The sequence below is a fragment of the Gloeocapsa sp. PCC 7428 genome (assembly GCF_000317555.1).
GTDB lineage: Bacteria > Cyanobacteriota > Cyanobacteriia > Cyanobacteriales > Chroococcidiopsidaceae > Chroogloeocystis.
The window spans coordinates 2,642,912-2,662,342 of the sequence record NC_019745.1; the positions used below are offsets into that span (position 1 = coordinate 2,642,912).

At 40.9% G+C, this 19,431-nt stretch carries 21 protein-coding genes and 1 tRNA gene; 9 read left to right on the forward strand and 13 right to left on the reverse strand.

Annotated features, from left to right (window positions below):
• Position 1 precedes the first annotated feature (1 nt).
• Positions 2-418 (forward strand): biopolymer transporter ExbD, encoded by a 417-nt coding sequence (locus GLO7428_RS11525; RefSeq protein ID WP_015188720.1) that lies wholly within the window; start codon positions 2-4, stop codon positions 416-418.
• 4 nt (positions 419-422) lie between these two features.
• Positions 423-821 (forward strand): biopolymer transporter ExbD, encoded by a 399-nt coding sequence (locus GLO7428_RS11530; protein WP_015188721.1) that lies wholly within the window; start codon positions 423-425, stop codon positions 819-821.
• On the opposite strand, the gene GLO7428_RS11535 is transcribed toward GLO7428_RS11530, so the two are convergent.
• The 12 genes from GLO7428_RS11535 to GLO7428_RS11590 all read right to left on the reverse strand — a co-directional run bounded on the left by GLO7428_RS11535 (position 811) and on the right by GLO7428_RS11590 (position 12,761).
• Complete coding sequence (locus GLO7428_RS11535; protein WP_155823696.1) at positions 811-1,596, reverse strand: hypothetical protein; 786 nt, start codon at positions 1,594-1,596, stop codon at positions 811-813. The genes GLO7428_RS11530 and GLO7428_RS11535 overlap by 11 nt on opposite strands.
• A 123-nt stretch (positions 1,597-1,719) precedes the next feature.
• Positions 1,720-2,499, reverse strand: coding sequence for a phosphate ABC transporter ATP-binding protein PstB (pstB, locus tag GLO7428_RS11540; RefSeq protein WP_015188723.1), 780 nt, complete (start codon positions 2,497-2,499; stop codon positions 1,720-1,722).
• Positions 2,493-3,413, reverse strand: coding sequence for a phosphate ABC transporter permease PstA (pstA, locus tag GLO7428_RS11545; RefSeq protein ID WP_015188724.1), 921 nt, complete (start codon positions 3,411-3,413; stop codon positions 2,493-2,495). Before pstA ends, pstB begins: the two co-directional genes overlap by 7 nt.
• 2 nt (positions 3,414-3,415) lie before the next feature.
• Entirely contained in the window at positions 3,416-4,342 is a 927-nt protein-coding gene (gene pstC, locus GLO7428_RS11550; RefSeq protein ID WP_015188725.1) for a phosphate ABC transporter permease subunit PstC, read from the reverse strand.
• 145 nt (positions 4,343-4,487) lie between these two features.
• Positions 4,488-5,528 carry a PstS family phosphate ABC transporter substrate-binding protein gene (locus tag GLO7428_RS11555; protein WP_015188726.1) on the reverse strand — a complete coding sequence of 347 codons (1,041 nt, stop codon included), beginning with the start codon at positions 5,526-5,528 and terminating at the stop codon, positions 4,488-4,490.
• A 185-nt stretch (positions 5,529-5,713) separates the two neighbouring features.
• Positions 5,714-6,493: a GNAT family N-acetyltransferase gene (locus GLO7428_RS11560; RefSeq protein ID WP_015188727.1), complete on the reverse strand. Its 780-nt coding sequence runs from the start codon at positions 6,491-6,493 to the stop codon at positions 5,714-5,716.
• A 237-nt stretch (positions 6,494-6,730) separates the two neighbouring features.
• Positions 6,731-7,210, reverse strand: a complete 480-nt coding sequence (locus GLO7428_RS11565; RefSeq protein WP_015188728.1) for a hypothetical protein — start codon at positions 7,208-7,210, stop codon at positions 6,731-6,733.
• 107 nt (positions 7,211-7,317) lie between these two features.
• The gene (gene gltX / locus GLO7428_RS11570; RefSeq protein ID WP_015188729.1) at positions 7,318-8,766 is read right to left on the reverse strand and encodes a glutamate--tRNA ligase; all 1,449 of its coding nucleotides are present in this window, start codon (positions 8,764-8,766) and stop codon (positions 7,318-7,320) included.
• A 108-nt stretch (positions 8,767-8,874) separates the two neighbouring features.
• A tRNA-Asp gene (locus GLO7428_RS11575) sits at positions 8,875-8,948 on the reverse strand.
• Positions 8,949-9,021: 73 nt separating this feature from the next.
• Positions 9,022-9,876, reverse strand: coding sequence for a sulfotransferase (locus GLO7428_RS11580; protein WP_015188730.1), 855 nt, complete (start codon positions 9,874-9,876; stop codon positions 9,022-9,024).
• Between the two features lie 183 nt (positions 9,877-10,059).
• Positions 10,060-11,214, reverse strand: a complete 1,155-nt coding sequence (locus tag GLO7428_RS11585) for an esterase-like activity of phytase family protein (RefSeq protein WP_196797502.1) — start codon at positions 11,212-11,214, stop codon at positions 10,060-10,062.
• Positions 11,215-11,294: 80 nt separating this feature from the next.
• Positions 11,295-12,761 carry a TM0106 family RecB-like putative nuclease gene (locus GLO7428_RS11590; RefSeq protein ID WP_015188732.1) on the reverse strand — a complete coding sequence of 489 codons (1,467 nt, stop codon included), beginning with the start codon at positions 12,759-12,761 and terminating at the stop codon, positions 11,295-11,297.
• 152 nt (positions 12,762-12,913) lie between these two features.
• Between GLO7428_RS11590 and GLO7428_RS11595 the strand changes: the two genes are divergently transcribed.
• The 4 genes from GLO7428_RS11595 to GLO7428_RS11610 all read left to right on the forward strand — a co-directional run bounded on the left by GLO7428_RS11595 (position 12,914) and on the right by GLO7428_RS11610 (position 16,282).
• The gene (locus GLO7428_RS11595; RefSeq protein WP_015188733.1) at positions 12,914-14,098 is read left to right on the forward strand and encodes an aminotransferase class V-fold PLP-dependent enzyme; all 1,185 of its coding nucleotides are present in this window, start codon (positions 12,914-12,916) and stop codon (positions 14,096-14,098) included.
• A gap of 93 nt (positions 14,099-14,191) precedes the next feature.
• Positions 14,192-15,316 (forward strand): hypothetical protein, encoded by a 1,125-nt coding sequence (locus tag GLO7428_RS11600; RefSeq protein ID WP_015188734.1) that lies wholly within the window; start codon positions 14,192-14,194, stop codon positions 15,314-15,316.
• On the forward strand, positions 15,264-15,677 hold the full coding sequence (locus tag GLO7428_RS11605) for a secondary thiamine-phosphate synthase enzyme YjbQ (protein ID WP_015188735.1): 414 nt from the start codon (positions 15,264-15,266) through the stop codon (positions 15,675-15,677). The genes GLO7428_RS11600 and GLO7428_RS11605 overlap by 53 nt, the downstream gene beginning before the upstream one ends.
• 272 nt (positions 15,678-15,949) lie before the next feature.
• Positions 15,950-16,282: a hypothetical protein gene (locus GLO7428_RS11610; protein ID WP_041919106.1), complete on the forward strand. Its 333-nt coding sequence runs from the start codon at positions 15,950-15,952 to the stop codon at positions 16,280-16,282.
• Positions 16,283-16,291: 9 nt separating this feature from the next.
• Here the strand turns inward: GLO7428_RS11610 and GLO7428_RS11615 are convergent, their stop codons facing one another.
• Positions 16,292-16,687, reverse strand: coding sequence for a PspA/IM30 family protein (locus GLO7428_RS11615; RefSeq protein ID WP_051038427.1), 396 nt, complete (start codon positions 16,685-16,687; stop codon positions 16,292-16,294).
• A 293-nt stretch (positions 16,688-16,980) separates the two neighbouring features.
• Between GLO7428_RS11615 and GLO7428_RS11620 the strand changes: the two genes are divergently transcribed.
• The 3 genes from GLO7428_RS11620 (at position 16,981) to GLO7428_RS11630 (ending at position 19,383) form a co-directional block, all read left to right on the forward strand.
• On the forward strand, positions 16,981-17,706 hold the full coding sequence (locus GLO7428_RS11620) for a hypothetical protein (RefSeq protein ID WP_015188737.1): 726 nt from the start codon (positions 16,981-16,983) through the stop codon (positions 17,704-17,706).
• Positions 17,707-17,800: 94 nt separating this feature from the next.
• A complete protein-coding gene (locus GLO7428_RS11625; RefSeq protein ID WP_015188738.1) occupies positions 17,801-18,610 on the forward strand; it encodes a Nif3-like dinuclear metal center hexameric protein in 810 nt (269 codons plus the stop codon).
• Between the two features lie 464 nt (positions 18,611-19,074).
• Complete coding sequence (locus tag GLO7428_RS11630; RefSeq protein ID WP_015188739.1) at positions 19,075-19,383, forward strand: DUF6679 family protein; 309 nt, start codon at positions 19,075-19,077, stop codon at positions 19,381-19,383.
• Positions 19,384-19,431 lie beyond the last annotated feature (48 nt).

The window sequence follows — 19,431 nt, forward strand, 5'->3', positions numbered from 1 at the left end:
TTTGTTTAGAAATCAGCAAAGACGTTCCTCGCAGATACCGGAAGTTAATTTAATACCGATGATGGATGTGTTGATGTCTGTTCTCACGTTTTTCATCATCACTTCAATGACATTATCAGGTAGAAGAATTGCTAATGTAAGCTTACCAGCAGTAAGTAATGGTGTACGCGAACAAAGTTCTCTGCTAGAACCTCTAATTGTCGGTTTAAATCAACGTGGAGAAATTATAATTGACGATCAGTCTATTACTATAACAGCACTAGAGCCGAAAATACAATTATATTTAGATCAAGATCCTCAAGCATTAGTAATACTGAAAGCTGATAAAAAACTCCAGTATAAACAAGTAGTTCAAGTGTTAGGAAAAATGCGGGATGTGGGAGGCGATCGCGTCTCTTTAGCTATCGAAAGAAATTAATGCTATGCGATTTAAACATCAGCAACGTAGTGTAATACCCACGATTGACTTAACGCCAATGTTGAATGTAATGATGGCAACTTTGGCTTTTTTTGTCTTGGTTTCTATGACATTGACAAACGAACAAGGCGTTAATATTCAGCTACCTGCACAAGATAATACTATATCGCTAGAAAACGCACCGCCACTACTTGTAGAATTCAAGGAAAAACAAATTTTACTCGATCAACAACAAGTAACTAAACAACAACTCTTGCAACAAATGCGAGTTTATCTTCAGCAAAATCCTCAAGGTTCTGTTTTACTGCAACCGGATAGTGAATTACCTTATGAATTGGTTGTCCAATTATTAGGAGAAATGCGTGATGTGGGAGGCGATCGCGTTTCTTTAGCTATTGATTAGCATTCGGATCGCTATTCCATACAACAATCATTGTCCCGATACTTGTTGCTGTAGGGACTAAGTTTAAATACTTGACAAAATTGCCTTTTTGTAGCTTGTAAATATTTCCCCCGCCGTATTCGCCTTGCGAGGAAACTTCCATTCCACTACTTTTTAGCTGTTGTTCAATTTCAGTAAAGACTTGTTCGGGTGTTTTGAGTGAAATCCATTTAATCCGCGCAATCTCCTGTTTTTGTTGCGGTTCATCTGTCGCTAAACTTTCTGGTGTAAAAAATAATTCTGGCTGTGCAAAATACCTCGGATCAACTCCCAATTCTTCCGCCACTTCTCCTGAAACTTCTCCGAAGAGATTTTGAAATTCTGTAGCATTGTCATCTGAAACGTTAGGAGATGCTTCTATTGTTGATTCAGGCGTTGATTCTGGAGTTGCTGATACTTCTGGTGAGAGTAATGGAGTTGGTGATGCGAGGGGTGTAGGTGTGGGACTTATTGTAGCTTGAGGTGTTGGAGAAATACTGGGAGATGGTTTTGGCTGTGATATTATTGGCGGTTTTACCTGCTGTGGTGTAATTTTAGGGGTTGGCTGTGGAACTTGCTGACGCTGCGGAGGTGTCTTTTGTACGGATGGTTGAGGAGAAGTTTTTTTCGGTGGTGCGAGTAACTGGGTAATTTCTAATTCTTCTTGTTGTGGTTTTTGCTCAACTTGCGGTTTTGTTGACTGTGGTATTGGTAGCATTAAAAATATTCCATGCAAAGTTAAAGAAATAAACAGCATGGGTCGATATAAAAAATGTATTATGGGAGGTAGTTTTTTTCCTAGTAAACTAGACTGATTCATATTACTTACAAAATATCTTGATATCCCTCATTTTCTAGCTACCAAATATTAACTACTCTTTTACCCAAATCTACCGCGAATATAATCCTCAGTTTGTTTATTATTAGGATGTGTAAACATTTGCTTTGTGTGTTCAAACTCGATAATTTCACCAAGGTACATAAAAGCTGTGTAATCAGAAATGCGTGCAGCTTGCTGCATATTGTGCGTCACAATTAAGATTGTTACTTGTTCTTTTAATCGAGTAATTAATGCTTCAATGCTACTTGTAGAAATTGGATCGAGTGCTGATGTAGGTTCATCAAAAAGGATTATTTCGGGGTTTGTTGCTAAGGCGCGTGCAATACACAACCTCTGCTGTTGTCCGCCAGAAAGATTGAAAGCTAAATCGTACAAGCGATCTTTCACTTCATCCCAAAGCGCAGCGTTGTATAAAGCTTGTTCTACTTTTTCATCGATGATATTGCGTCGCGATTCGCCTCGCACGCGCAATCCATATGCTACATTTTCATAAATTGATTTTGGAAAGGGATTTGGCTTTTGAAACACCATACTAATCCGCATTCGGATTTCAATGGGATCGATGCGACGACTTAAAATATTTATTCGTTCAGAATCGAGTATAATTTCCCCTTCGTAACGATTACCAGGATAAAGATCGTGCATCCGATTAAAACACCGTAGTAAGGTAGTTTTACCACATCCAGATGGCCCGATTAAAGCTGTCACTTTATTTTCTGGTACAAGCAAACTGATATTTTTCAACGCCTGTACTGTGCCATAGTAAAAGTTTAGGTTGTTAACTTTAGCTTTAGTTTTAATGGATGTTGCTTCTACCATTTGATTTGCTTGCGGATACAATAGCGGAGATAAATTGCCAAAGCATTCATTCCTAATGTCATACAGATTAATACGACACCAGCAGCAGCAGCATTAAATTGAAAATCTGGTTCAGGGCGCGATACCCAATTAAACATTTGAATAGGCATTACTGTAAAGGGCGCTTGTAACCAACTAAAAGAAATGTAAGGAAATTCTGTTTTGATTGGTGGATCGGGTAAAAAAGCAATAAACGTTAGCGCCCCGATTGTAATTAAAGGTGCAGTTTCACCAACTGCACGCGATAAACCAATAATCACACCTGTAAGAATACTACCAACTGAGTAGGGCAACACATGATCCCAAATTGCTTGCCATTTACTTGCACCCATTGCGTAAGCTGCTTCGCGGATACTGTTAGGAATTGCGCGTAATGCTTCGCGGGTAGTGACAATAACAATTGGTAAAACAAGTAACGCAAGAGTTAATCCCGCTGTGAGAACACTTTCACCTAAATTGAATTGATAGACAAATAAACCCAATGCTAAAAGTCCATAAATAATAGAAGGAACACCTGCTAGGTTAGTTACATTGATTTCGATTAACCCTGTTAACCAATTTTTCCCAGCATATTCTTCTAAATAAATTCCCGAAGCAATTCCCACAGGTATTGAGGCGATCGCAGTGACAATCATCACAAGAATTGTTCCTACCCAAGCAGCTAAAATTCCTGCTTCTTCGGGCTTCCGGCTAGGAAAAGATGTTAAAAATTGCCACGATAAACGAGGTAAGCCATCAATAAATAAATCTAGAATCAATGTAATAAGTGTTACAATTCCTACTAATACAGACAACAAGCCAACGACAGCAAACAAACCTTGCCAAAGTTTATTACGGGCAATAATTGTTTTAATTTGTTGTAAGTCTTGTTGCATAATTAGTATTTTTCGCGATAACGTCTGCTGAGAAAATAACCAAAAATATTAAAAACTAAAGTCATTAATACCAGCGTTAGCCCAGCAGCAAAGATTGTTTGGTACTCTAAACTACCATGAGGTAAATCGCCTAGACTAACTGAGACAATATAGGCGGTAATTGTTGCAGCTTCATTCATCGGATTCCAGGTGAGAGTCGGTTGTAAACCAGCGGCGATCGCCACAATCATTGTTTCACCAACTGCACGCGAAATTCCCAAAATATAAGCTGCTGTAATTCCTGAAATGGCTGCGGGAAAGACAACTTTTAACGCTGTTTGTAAGCGCGTCGCACCCATCGCGTACGAACCTTCGCGTAGTTGCACAGGGACAGATCGCATCGCATCTTCACTAACTGAACTGACATAGGGAATAATCATAATTCCCATGACAATGCCAGCACTTAACATATTAAAACCAGGGAGATCCCATAAAAAGTTTTGTAATATTGGTGTTACAAATAAAAGCGCAAAATATCCGTAAACTACTGTCGGAATACCGGCTAATAATTCTAAACACGGTTTGATAATTTCGCGGAAGCGAAAAGGCGCAAATTCACTTAGATAAATTGCGGCGATAGTTCCCAAAGGTACGGCTACTGATAAAGCAACAGCGGTTGTTACTAAAGTACCTGAAAGTAGTGGTAGAATTCCGTAGTGCGCATCATCAAATAGCGGCGACCATTGTGTATCAGTGAGAAAGTCTATCAAAGAAACTTCTCGAAAAAAAGTTATTGATTCGTATACTAAAATTCCAATAATAGCAATCGTTGTTGCTACGGAAGAACAAGCAGCGAGAAATAGTAAAATTTCAATTGCTTTCTCCTGAATATTCCGCAGTAATCTTGATGATGAGGGTTTTATTGTAATTTGTAGTTGCCTTTCTACCATGATTATGTGAATTTGGCGGACGCCTGGCGAATAAGTTCGCGGCGTAAAAACGTGGACTAGCGATTAGAAATTAGCTTTAAACTAACTACTAATCGCGAGTTTTGTAACTATAGCTTGCTTTTAACCCTGACCCCTGCTCTATTATTTACAGACTTGCTTCACGCTGTAATAATTCTTCAATGCGCAGTCCAACAGCTTCTTTACCACCGAATACTGTTCCTACTTTGTTTTGTTGAAAGTGGTTGCTTGCTAACGTGTAAGCACGGGCGGGTAAAGCTACATAGCCAACTTCACTGACTAATTTGGGTGCGTTGCTCATGTAGTAGTTGATGAATTGTTTTACATCCTCTCTACCTGCTGCTTTAGCGTTTACGTAAATAAATAAAGGACGCGATAAAGGCTGGTATGTACCGTTTTCTACTGCTGCTCTAGAAGGTAACACAGGTTTACCGTTACCATTATCAATTGCTAAGGCTTTTAAGCGATTTTTGTTAGCTTCGTAGTACGCATAACCAAAATAACCTAAAGCACCGCGATCGCGACTGACTCCTTGTACCAGAACATTGTCATCTTCGCTAGCTGTAAAATCAGTGCGGCTAGACTTTGCATCACCTACTACTGCTTCGGTAAAGTATTCAAAAGTTCCTGAATCTGCGCCAGGACCATACAGTTTCATAGGAGAGTTAGGAAATCCTTGGCGTACCTGACTCCAGTTAGTAATTTTACCTTGTGCGGCGGGTTCCCAAATGCGCTTCAACTCGGCGACAGTCATGCTGTTCACCCAGTTGTTTCTAGGATTGACAACGACTGTTAAAGCGTCATATGCTACGGGCATTTCGATGTATTGAACACCAGCACTCTTACAAGCTGCCATTTCTTCAGCTTTAATTGGTCGAGAAGCGTTAGAAATTTCGGTTTCGCCACGACAGAACTTTTTAAATCCACCGCCAGTACCAGAAATACCAACTGTAACGCGCGTTCTCCCGCCGTTTTGTTTTTGAAAGTCTTCGGCTACAGCTTCAGTAATGGGGAAAACTGTACTAGAACCATCAACTCGGATTGTCGTTGGATTTTGAGAACGCACTGCGGGTATTGATAAACCAATTGTTGCACCCGCTACGAGGAGAGATGCGATCGCTTTTCGAGTTGTTACATTTGCTTGCAAGCGACCCAGTTTGATACTCATTTTGTGACGCAACATATTATCTGTGTATTGTTTCTAAAGTAGAAATCTCACTACAGATAGAATACTGGTCTATGGTTAAGAGGCTATAATAAAGGGTTAGGAAGAAATTAATCTTTGGTTAACTGTAGTTATCTTACTGCTCAAACTTTTTTATCGCTACGATTAGTAAAAGTAATTGTTGATAGTCAGCACAAAGTTAATAAGCATTCTTCATACGTAGCTATCCACTCAAAACCAAGTTTTTCATAACACCTGATCGCGATCGCATTATCGGCTTTTACATTTAAACCGATATAATCCACTGTCTGTAAAAGTTCTTGACACAACCTAGCTACAACTTTTTTACTCAATCCTTGTCCGCGAAATTGTGGATGCGTTGCAATGTTTCCTAAGGCTGCGACTTTGTACTGTGGAGAATACACGTGGACTCCCGCAATACTAACAAGGGTATTTCCGCATCGAATACCGTAGTAATATCCAGTTTCTAGCATCCGCGAATCAAACCAGTTTTCTGGATAACTCACGTGATAAAATTCTGCTACTTCATCTGCATCTTCTACTGTAAGTTGAACAACTTCAGATGTATCAAACTTAGTTAAAAACTGACTATTAGTTAAAGCCATTTTGTTATGCAAGCCGTGGGATTGTACTTGATAATCCTCAGCAAATATTTGAGCTAAGTTTCCACTTAGATGCGTATAAATTCGTCTTGGAAGAAGATGTATAATTGACTGTAGTAGACGTGTCATTAAATTTGGTTCTACTGTCAAACTCAAAAGTACGGGTAAATCAGAACCTGTATATATTAAAACAACTTGCTTCAGCGTATCTTCGTGCAAGCCATACCAAGTCGTGTGTCGCCAGAAAAAATCGTCTAAATCTCCAATACTGTATAGATGGAGAAAAGTATTTTGACGTAGTAGTGTCTCAATTTCATTTTTATCATGCAAACAAACTGTTGTCATGAGGACTTACGCAAAAACTCTTTGAAATTTAGATCTATACGAGGGAATCACAGACGCCATTCGACTGAAGTCAAGGTTACTCAAACAAAGTGTGCCTTTGCGCACTCACTTAAGTATAAAATTTTATCAATACGTTCAAGGACTATTTGAACTTCGTTTGTGTAGCTGAGAATTTATTTGCGATCGCATTCGTGCTTTTTGTCCTCTGTGGTGATTTCTAAAAACCTACAATTTAGACTAGCGCTCTTTAGTAATTCTCAAAATATAAGGATAATAATTATCTCGATCAAACGAACCTACCCAGACATCATAACTACCAGCTAGCCACTCTCCGCCGATACCAGGATTTTTTCCTTCTGCGTCATCGTTGCACCAAGTACCACCAGGACCGCGCACAATAATAGTAGTATCTTGAGGACTTTGTATCTGAAGTCGGAGATACTCAAAAAAGTCTTTTAATACTAGAGTGTGATCGGGTTCTGCATCGACGAAACCGACACATGGTCCATTCACAGTTTCAGTTCTTCCTGCTACTTTTTGGGCTGGTACTGAACCACCACTAATCCCTCTCAGCGTCAAAGGTGAGGAGAAATTGCGATCAATTGTTACATTCTCGAATAGTGGTGCTGGCTGTGCTTGAACTTTGGGTATTCTGAGTCCAACAATAGCGATAGAAATCGCTAAAATTACGCTTAAATTTAGCACTTTGTTGTGCATTCTGGATTTATCAAAGTCAGAGATCGAATAGCAGAACCTTACTCCTTCATTCGACTTCTGGGCAACCAAGATAGTTCCAAAAAAAGCCCGCCGCAGCAGGCTTTGTTTTAGTGAACAGTTGCGATCGCACTTTCTAATCTTGGTTTATCGAACTGGCGTTGATGTAAAATAACCCAAGATTGAATTAAGTCTGGACCTTGCATATCTCCAGTTAAGGCTGCACGCAGCGATCGCATGACCAATCCTTTCTTGACGTTCTTTTCTTTGACAACGTGTTTAATAATTTCCTGACTACTTGCTTCGGTTAATTCCGTACCATTATTGAGTGCAGCTAAAACACCTTCAAGTACTGCTTTAGAACCTTCTTGCTGTAATTGATGCGTTGCATCGTCGCTGTAGGTCAACGAATTAGTAAAATATAGCCAACTCATTTCTACCGCATCTTTGAGACGAGTTAAACTCGGACCAATGACACTTGCGATCTTTTCTAACCAAACGCGATCGCTTATCGGGTCAAATTCATACCCTGCGGCTTGCCAATATGGTATCAATAAATCTGTCAGTTTCTTTGCAGGCATTGCGTGCAGATACTGACTATTAATCCAATCTAACTTTGCCCAGTCAAATTTTGCCCCAGCTTTATTAACGCGTTCAAAACCGAATTGCTGCGCCACTTCTTCCAAAGTAAACAATTCTTGTGTTGAATCTGGCGGCGACCAACCGAGTAAAGTCATATAATTGACCATCGCTTCGGCGACAAAGCCCATTTCTTTAAAGTCAAAAATCGACGTCACTCCGTCGCGTTTAGAAAGCTTGCGCCCCTCTGCGTTTAAAATCAAGGGTGTATGCGCGAATTCTGGTACGGTTGCCTCATAAGCTTCATAAAGTAGAATCTGCTTAGCGGTATTGGCAATGTGGTCTTCTCCGCGAATTACATGGGTAATTTGCATATCCATGTCATCGACAACCACTGCAAAATTATACAACGGTTGACCGATGTCCCCAGCTTGCGCCGCACGGGCGATTACCATATCGCCTCCCAAGTCACTACCGCGCCAACTCATGTGTCCGCGCACCATGTCATCCCAGACAATTTCGCGATCGTCTTCTATCTTGAAACGAATCACTGGACGACGCCCTTCGGCTGCAAACGCGGCTTGTTGTTCGGGTGTGAGATTGCGATGGCGGTTATCATAACGCGGCGCTTCGTTGCGGGCTTTTTGGGCTTCGCGCATGGCGTCGAGTTCTTCTTCCGAACAATAGCAGTAGTATGCTAGTCCTTTATCGAGTAGATCTTGAACTCTTTGGCGATACACATCCAAACGGTGTGACTGAAAGATAGGTCCTTCGTCCCAATTCAATCCTAGCCAGGTTAAACCATCGAGGATATTTTGCGTGTACTCTTCACGCGATCGCTCTGTATCGGTATCCTCAATTCGTAAAATAAACTGACCGCCATGATGACGAGCAAATAACCAGTTAAATACCGCAGTTCTTGCGGTTCCAATGTGTAGATTCCCTGTAGGACTAGGGGCGATCCGAACTCTAACAGTCATGTTAACTTTAGATTTTAGCTGTAAGGTTTAACAGGTGTAGCAGATAACGCTTCCACTACCCTATGAGCATAGGTTTATTATCGTAACCTATGTCTTATCTACTGGGAACGGGACTGACGGGGCTCGAACCCGCAACTTCCGCCGTGACAGGGCGGTGCTCTAACCAATTGAACTACAGTCCCAATTTTTGACCGATTTCTATCTTCGCACACTTTCTGGGAAGTGTCAAATCTTTTACAAAAATTTACTTCTCAATCAACTTGTATACAACGTCTTCCATTCGGGAAACTGACGACCTAACATCTCACTCAATGTTGCTACCTGTTTGAGGTGAATCGGTCTAAGAAATGCTTTAACTGGTTCCAAATCTACTACTTCACGATCAACATAAGTATTTGACAAACTTCTTGCCCACGTCCGCATTGACTTAGGTACCAAAGGCTTTACTGCTTGCCAATAGCTAGAGTTACGCAAACTACCAACAAGGGAATTTTCTTGCCACAAAACTTTACGAGGTGTAACGTTCTTTCTTTGCTCGAGGTTTTCGGGAACAAACGACGAATCAACTTCCAACCACGCGAACAACTTTTGTATCTCTTTAGTAGGATCTGCTTGTAACTCTTCAAGAGTGAGGATAGCAACGCGTTCTCTACCAAAGGTGTCGAAGTATAACTGTAGTTGCATGGCGTAGTCACTAACTTCTAAGTAGTGAGGCTGTTGCTGAATTGCAGTCATCATATCGCGTCTTTCCTGGAAATGCGCGACATGAAACCAGTAGTGACTGATTGTACGTTCTACTGGGTCTCGCATGATGTAGATAAAACGAGCTTCAGGATTAAATTGCAATATTCGCGCTGGAACGCCACTGTAGTAAGGAGCTTTTGAGTAATCTGTACTTGATTCTCCTATTATTCTTGCGTCTCCAGCATTTTCAAACAATTTAAGATACTCTTGTTCTCCTTTCTCCCAGTGTAATTGATTAGAAAAGAACATTGGTTCTTTAGGGGTGCACATGAAAATTTGAGGATGACTATTCAAATAGTTGTGGAGTGACGAGGTTCCTGCTTTCATTGCACCGATGATGAATAGATTGGGACGTGGGTTTGTCATGTTACAGTACTTTCATCAACTTTTTGAGTTTTATCGCTGTCTATCTGTTTGACTGCAAGCTTTAGCGCAGTTGTTGAATTTCTCTTGCTTAATCATCTTAGATAATTCACAAATTAACAATGTGTCATTCCTTACAACACTTACCCTTGATAAAGAAGTATCATTTAATACAATTTTCAACAATTAATCGTTAGATTGAGATTGAATAGTAAAGGCGAGGAATTGAGTACGCTGCGCAGGCTGAAAGTTGTTATCGCTGACGAGCAGGAGCGATCGCCCATCCGTTAATGCGGGTCCTAAAGTCACGCCTTCGATGTTATCTAGTGTGACGTTTTTTAAGGTTTTGAGGTCGAGCAACAATCTTTTTTTGACAGGTTTGATACTGCTAAGCTCAACCTGACGTAGACTCTCGATATCACTTATATCATCGGCGTCTGTTAAGGAGACTTCGTACAAGCGAATGCTGTATCCTAAGCCTGTAAACGCACGTTCTAAGCTAATAAAATTGCCATTGTCATCGACAGCGAATAAATCAACAAGCCCAACACGCATAAATCGAGGTAAATTGATTTGTGTTGGTACAGCTTCGGTAATATAAAGATATTCATGCGATCGCTTGCCCGAACGTAAGTCATATTGTAAAATTCTACATGGCGAACTTGTATCAGGTCGCCCTATTGGTTCATCTTGCAGCAATGCATTCTCGGTGGCGGTATAGAGATATTGCTGATTTGGTGTCACAGTCAAACTTTCAAATGCATTATTATTACGAATACCGCGATCGCGACTCGCTGTGGGTAAAAATCGTTCGGGTATGGGTAGCGATCGCAATTCTTTCCCACTTGTCAAGGAGAATTCTTTGATAAATGGATTGATTAATCTTTGCGCATCGCCTTCAGAGGAAATAAACACCGTTTCGCGATTCGTTACCGCAATTCCCTCCGCATCGATACGATATCTTTCAAAAGGTTGATTTTCTGTGTTTAACAGAGTCGTCACTTTTAAAGGTGTCACATTACCCTGTTGCAATCCCTGATTTAAATTAATTTGCAAGGTATAAAATCGCGCTAGTGCTTTTTCGCTGCGATCGTCAGACACTGCGTAATAGACATCTTTTGTAGAATCATAAGTAATCCCTGATAACCCACCGAGTTCTGTACCTTGAAAAGAAAATCCAGTGGAAATTGTTGCTTCTCCTAAAAAATTAACTGCGGTGACTGGTACTGCGGGTGTGGTTTGCCGTGTAATAAAAATAACAGTAAATAATAAACCAAGGAAAATTAATATAATTGGCTGTAATAGTTTGCGGCTCAATGACATATAGGAGGTTTTAATCATTTGGAGATTAATAGAGGATGAACTATAGCAATCGAAGGGATGCTTACATCATCTCTTCTAGGAGGTTTTAACCCTGATTTCTATGGGCAAGGCAGTGCCTTACCCCTCTGATCTCTAACCCCTGCGATCGCAATAAAATCTATTAACCAATCTTTGACATGACGTGTCGCATGACAGTCGTCTTCGTTGTAGCGGACAATCGCATCTAATAACGCGCGATCGCCTGTAGCTAACCACTGATCGTACCAATAAATACAATGCGAACCATTTGCTTGCGGATCGCGCCACTCGAACCCTAACCAACGCGCGATCGCTTTTAAAGTATAGTTTTCTACTGGTAAAGCAACCGTTTGGATAACTTGCTCGTAAACATCCACGAACCGCGCTAGAAGTGTTTTGATTTGCGATCGCGGAGTGTGATAAAGTTTGCCCAAGCGTTTGACGGTATCGACTTCATAAGCACAAAAATGATAAATTGGCGCAGTCGGATACTGGTGAACTAAATCTAAAAATTGCTGCCAAACGGTTTCTTCTTGAGCGGGTGTTTCGGCTAAAAATTCATGAAATGTTTCGGTTCCTGTTTGACGATCGACGACTAACACTCCTAGCAAGTAATCTAAATTAAGATCGGGTTCGGCTTCGATATCAAAGTAAAGTTCGATCGGTGCAGGTGATACAGTTCTCTCACAAGTTGTATTTAACAAAATTGGACGATTTTCAAATACGGCTTGCGCTTGTAAAACTAACTTGTGTGCGACTTGGCGATCGAATCCTGGTAGCGATTCTAATTGTGTAGGACTAACTTGACTCAGAGATTCAAGAGTAACAACGTTTAAAGCTTGTAATTGCGTGTAGCGATTGGGAGTGACTCCAGGAATGAGTGAGAGATGTTGTTGATCTTTTGCGATCGCATAACACTGACTGTACCAACGACAAAGACTACATCGCTGCCGCGAAATAAAAACTTCGGGTGCTAATTCTGCTTCTAAGATTTCCAGACAGCGATCTAAACTACGCTGCATCTGCGATGTCCACCTCGCAACATCTACAGTATAAACTTCTGGACGACGCAGAAATAACCATGCTGTTTTTGGTGCAATTCCTTGAATTTGTTCTAATACGTGCGCGTTGTACGCCGCGATAATTTGATACTCTAACTTAGGGCGCTTTCCCAATTCGATTTGCGCAGGAATATAAACCCAATCACCAAACGATGAATTTCCTGGTTGTTTAATGAGTAAATCTGGACGACTGATCAGGGTATATTTTTCTAGATAGGTAGTGAGTAAGATTCCTTGACTAATGCGCTCAACACCTTGCTGCATAAGTTCGAGTGTTGCGATCGCACCCGCTTCCCAGTTTCCTTTGTGATAATCAGGTTGCTGATGATTTTGTTGCGCTAAAGCATTTTGTTGATGAATTAATTTGTCTTGTTGTAGTCGTAGTAAAAACTCACTCGGAGAATCTCGCTGGCTGCGATCGCCATGAGTATCTAAAAAAGCGCGTCTTTGACAACGTTGATATTGCAGCAGCAGTTCAGCAGTCATTAGCATGACTCTAGACTAGCAATTTTAAGAGGTTAGGGGTCAGAGGGGCAAGGCATTGCCTTGCCCTTAGGAAGATATTTCAGGTTTCCTGATTCCTTTATTATGAGTGCGATCGCGTCATACTATTCACTAACTGCAAGCTACTTCTGATCATGACAAGCGTTTCTATTAACCAAACTGCACAACACCGACAACGATTTCCCGCACTAGCAAATAAAGCTTATTTTAACTATGGCGGTCAAGGACCTATGCCGCAAGCGGCGATCGATGCGGTAAATCACGCACAAGAATATATACAAACTTATGGTCCTTTTTCAACAAAGGTGAATGCTTGGATTGTTGAGGAAGTTGGACAAACACGACAGGCGATCGCCTCAGAACTTCACGCACCTCCTGAAACAATCACAATTACCGAAGATGTCACGGTGGGCTGTAATATCGCCTTGTGGGGTATCGATTGGCAAGCAGGCGATCGCATTTTACTCACCGACTGCGAACATCCTGGAGTCATCGCGACAACGCAAGAAATTTCCCGACGTTTCGATGTGGAAGTTTCGTTTTGTCCAATTATGGCAACTCTGAATGGCGGCGATCCTGCGGAAGTTATTGCGCAAAACCTGACACCCGATACGCGACTTGTTGTTCTAAGTCATATTCTTTGGAATACAGGTCAAGTTTTACCCATAGACAAAATTGCGCAAGTTTGCCGCGAGTACAACAGTAGGATACAAATTTTAGTCGATGCAGCGCAGTCAGTTGGTTTATTACCGTTAAATTTAACTGAACTTGGAGCAGATTTTTATGCTTTTACGGGTCATAAATGGTGGTGTGGTCCGATGGGGGTGGGTGGATTATATGTTCGTCCCGAAGCTAGGGAATCACTGCACCCAACGTTTATTGGCTGGCGTAGTATTATGATGGATAGCCAAGGTAAGCCTGTAGATTGGCAACCAGATGGACGACGCTATGAAGTGGCAACATCAGCTTTTGGACAGTATTGCGGATTAAGAGCAGCGATCGCAACGCATCAACAATGGGGAAGTGCAACGCAACGCTACGAGCAAATTCTGCAACTAAGTCACTATCTTTGGCAACGGTTAAACGAACTATCTGATATTGTCTGTTTACGCGCTACTCCACCCGAATCGAGTCTTGTTTCTTTTCAGTTAAAACAAGCAGGTAGTCATAAACAGTTAGTACAGTACTTAGAATCACAAAACATGATGACACGCACACTCCTCGATCCTGATTGCGTTCGTGCGTGCGTTCACTACTTCACCACCACCAGTGAGATCGATCAACTCATCGCCGGAATCGAAAGTTATTGTGGAAAGTGACGAGTGATTAGTGATAAGTGCGTGAGTTTTGAGTGATGAGTTATATAAAACACTATTCTCCCTCTGCTTCTTTAACTCTCTGACCCCTAACATATGTCTCCCATCATCTACGTAGCCGTTACCAGTCATGGATTTGGTCATGCAGCGCGGACTGCATCGGTTGTTGCGACGATCAAAAAACTCTGTCCAGAAACGTTGGTAATTTTTGTTACCACAACACCGCGCTGGTTTCTCGAATCATACTTTCAAGATGATTTTATCTACCGTCCGCGATCGTTTGATGTGGGTGTCGTGCAAAGCGATAGTCTCACAATGGATAAAGCCGCAACACTCGAAAAAATGCAGCACATTCGTAGTCAACAAAACGCAATTGTCGCCGGAGAAGTTAATTTTATCAAGCAAAATCGCGTCGATTTAATTTTAGCGGATGTTCCTCATTTAGCTGGCGTGATTGGTAAAACCGCAGGTGTTCCGTGTTGGACTATCAGTAATTTTGGTTGGGACTTTATTTATCGCAATTGGGGAAGTGAATTTCAAGAAATTGCAGATTGGATTTCCAATTGCTACAGCCAGTGCGATCGCTTACTCCGCTTACCCTTTCACGAACCGATGAGTGCGTTTCAAAATATCACAGATGTTGGGCTACCTGGTGGTTCTCCCTCTCACCATGTTGATACGCTACGATCAAAATGGAATATTACAACACCCCAAGAGCGCACAATCTTATTAACTTTCGGTGGTTTGGGCTTACAGCAAATTCCTTACGATAATGTGCAGCGATTTCCCGATTGGCAATTTATCACGTTTGCGCGTAACGCCCCAGATTTACCCAACTTACTCAAAGTCACCGATCCGCAATATCGTCCAGTTGATTTTATGCAGCTTTGTGGCAGAGTTGTTTCTAAACCAGGTTTTAGCACGTTCGCCGAAGCTATTCATCAACAAGTGCCGATTGTAACATTGACACGTGAGGATTTTGCAGAAGCAGCTTTGTTGATTGAAGGTATTACAGATTATGCGCATCATCAAATTATTAGCCCAGCCGAATTTTTCCACAGCGGTTGGGAATTTCTTGAACAAGCACCTTTGACACCAAGAAAATCGCAAGAAATCGCCCTCGATGGCAATGAAGCGATCGCCTATGCTGTTTTAGACTTCATTAACGATGCATTACCAAAAAATCTTAAGAATTCCCACGCAAGGCAAGTCTCTCAATAATGTGACTGCCAAAATTGAATCAATTGTTGCTGAATCAGGGATAGAAACAGGAATTTGTCATCTCTTTTTACGTCATACTTCGGCTAGTCTTGTGATTCAAGAAAATGCCGATCCTGACGTACTAAAAGATTTAGAAAACTTCTTGGCGAAACTCGTTCCTGAAGATGCTTATTATATCCACAGCGCTGAAGGACCTGATGATATGCCAGCACATATTCGTACAGTACTTACTCATACATCAGAACAAATTCCGATTGCTAAAGGTGAGTTATTATTAGGAACTTGGCAAGGTGTATACATTTGGGAACATCGACGGCGTAGCCATAATAGAGAACTTGTTGTTCACATTACGGGAATGTAAGAAGCCTTTGGCTGATTGCTTTCATACATTTGATTGTTGCTGCGGGTTCAATCATTGAGCGTTCTTCTATTAACCTGTGCCTTAAGAATTAAGCATTATTACTGTAAATAAGTAACTTAACTTCTATAGTACGGATAACCTGTAAAAAAGAATACGGTTTTTTCGATAGATATAGCCTAACAAGTTTCTCTCTAATGAGAGAGCAAACTAATTTTTAGATTTTCTACATTGAATTTAGTAAGTTCATGATGTTCAACTTACTAAAAAGTGTTATGGCTAAGCAACTCGAAAAGAAACCAATCGAACAGCCCGTAAGTCGAGATTGGCATACACGCGAGGAACCAACTGCTAAAGAAAGAAATTTAACCGTTAACCCTGGTGATATCGTTACGGATGAGTCAAAATCTGTTGAAGAAAAAGCGCAGCAAGTTGCTGTAGATGCACCGGATATTACAGGTGACTGGATTTTAGTTCCCACTTACTTTATCGTCGAATATCCAGATGGTAAGAGGGAAGCATTACATCATGTTAGAGATGCTAAAAAGATTTCTGATGTTATTCGTTTAGCGCGAGTTGACGATCAGGGAAATCGTATTTGGTGGTAATGCTTAGTATTAGCTTCGATTTCCATTATTAGCGCGTGCTTCTTGCTGCAAAACTTTTTCTTCTATCCGATCAAAGCCTGCGATCGCACTGCTGGTACTTAGACATCTTTGGCTACTGTGCTTTACAACAAATTCACTTTCTCCTGCCTTCAATTTGTGCTTAAGGCTATCAACATAAGTTGTTTGCTTGTCTAGCTTAACTTTAAGTTCATTGACAGTCACATTAGCAATCTTTTCTTGCTCTAATGCCAGATGAACTAAGTTTTGTTCGCCTTTTTTTTCGGCTAATTTAACTCGGCGTTGCCACTTAACAACTTCAATTTCTGCTTGATTATACTTTTGCAGTGCGATCTTTTGATCAGTGAGAGCTTCAATTAGAGAAAAATACAATTTCTTTGAGTGCATATTGACTTTACATCTAGCTCAGTAACTGTCTAGGTGGATAGAACCATAAATTTTGACTTATGGTCACTAGAAAAGCAACACATTGTTCAAACTGATATTTCTAACTCTACAAATCATCAATTTGAACTACAACTCTTTTTAAAGTTGATTTCATGAATTCTTCATGAAGATTATAAGAAGAAAAACTGACTAGTTGGTTTACAAAATAAAAATCAAATATACATTTTGCACATCATCTCTTTGCAAAAACCTCAAAAATTAAAGCGAAAATTCAACAAAAGGCATCAATTTTAATGATTAATGTATTTAATTCAAACCAGTTAAGTTCTCAAAGTACATCAGAACTTAAAGCTGAACTATTAAAGCGAGTTAAAGGAAGAGATACCGATTCTTTAAGTACTAAAGTTCAGTATTATAAAAATATACTGACACCGTATATTGAAGAGTTGACGCAACGCAATCCTTATCCAATCGTTGTAGAACAAATTCCAATTGTTCTCGGTGTTTGGACACCCCTTTGGTCAACTATCCCTTTTCACGATACTTTACCAGGGCGGAATCGAGAACAGTCATATCAAATTTTTCATGATGATAGCTACTATGCAAATATCGCTCGGTATACTCCAGGACAAAATACTTTTTGGCAAAAATTGTCTGCAAAATTACCAGCAATCGATTTAATGGTAATGCAAAAGTATGCCGTACGAGATAACAAATGGTACATCCAAAATGTAGGTATTGAACAGGCTTTTCGGAATAGAGAAGTTCCACTATCAATTGAAGATGCAGAATCTTGGTTTAGTAGCGTAGTCGGCAATAAATTTCAATCGGCTCAAGAAGAACTTCCGCAAGCGCTTGATTTACAATTAGACCGCAAAACTGTTAAGAAATTGGAGAAAACTTACCTAGCGACTCCGCAATTAGAGCATCTTTATGTCGATCGCGATCTCCGAATTGTGAAAACTCAACGTGAAGCATCGCAGCGACCAAGTTATACAATTGCCATACGCAGACAGTAATCTGTCCGGTTGACGAATTATGATGTCTGTGTAGGTTGGTAATGGTAATTGGTAATGGGAAAAGCCAATTAGCAAGACTGATATTGAGTAGCATATGAAAATTGCGGAACTAATCGCTTGGTTTGAAGCATGGGCGAATCCGGCTTGGCAAGAAAGCTGGGATAATTGCGGTTGGCAGATTGAACCTGGAGTGTTGGAAGAATCAGCACGGGTGCTTGTATGTTTGACTCCTACGCTTGCGGTAATGCATGAAGCGATCGCACTTCAAAATGCAGGAACTCCTGTTAACCTGATTTTTGCGCACCATCCTTTGATTTTTAAACCAGTTAAATCTTTGCAAACCGGAGATGCGATCGCCGAGATGACACGCTTGGCGTTTCGCCATCAAATCGGAGTTTACACCGCGCATACCAATTTTGACCAAGTCGCTGATGGTACAGCGGATGTGCTAGCGCAGGTGTTAGAACTTAAGCACGCTACACCCATCGTAGAAACCCAGCCAGGGTTAGGCTACGGTCGTGTGGGAGATTTAGAACCACCTTTAACTTTACAAGAACTCCTCACCAAGATTTACACTCAGCTACAACCACCCGATTTGATTTTCTCTCCGGAAGCAAATCGAGAGCAAACAATTGAACGCGTAGCGGTTTTAGGCGGTTCGGGAGCAAGCTTTATCTCAGATGTGGTGAAAACTGGTGCAGCAGCTTATTTGACATCGGACTGTAAATTTCATCAATTCCAGGAAAGTCGCGATCGCGGTTTAATTCTCATCGACGCCGGACATTACGCGACTGAACGCCCTGCTTGCGCCCAACTTGTCGCAAAATTGCAAAATTTAAGCCTTGAGTGGGTACAATTAAGCCAAAAAGATGAAGATTTTCGGCAATTTTACGGTAAATATTAACTAATAATTTTGCTAGAAAAAGATGAAGTATCGCAAAACAATGAGTTAAGATCATTTACATTAGGATCAAGCTACGCGAGTCCCTCGACTCGAACTGATATCACTTAAATACAAAGTGGTAACAAAAATTACCGAATTTACGGTAAAAATGTGTATGTTTCGCTCATGAGAGACAAAGTTCTAGTCAATGGCAAACATCGGCTTGATCGAGGCAAACGCCTAATTGCTGTACACTAAAACCTAATCTTTAAACAATGCTGCGAAGCAAACATTCCAAGCTCAGTAGCAACCATCTAGCTAGCGACTCAGGAGGCACATGAAACTAAAAACAATAAAAGTTGCTGGCAAGATTGCCGCATATTACTAAAAGTGAAAATTGTTCACTCTGAGCAGTATTTAACTGGGATTACACCCCAGAACTATGTACAGATTTAACTTACGTTGTAAAAGGGCAGAAGCGATAGATGCTACACCGCAAGATTTATCAACTGTGTGGCGACGGGCGTGAAGTATGCGTTTTCTTGCGGGACCAGCAACGCTGGATAGAACGCGCCCGCATCATCGACATTGAAGGTGATTTAGTTACCCTGCGTTATGAAACAGAAGAAGAAGACGAAGTTTGCTCTTGGGAAGAAATGGTTCGTCTCGAAAGCATTGGTGCTGTGACACAAAAGTTAGCTTCAGTACCACGCGGTAACGCTGAACCTTTAGTTTCCGAGGATTGTCCCGAAGCAGAACGCATTCGTCGTTACACCGACTCGAATCCCGATTAATTGGCTATTGGCTAGAAAAGAGAAAGTAGGAAATATAAAAGTTTCTTA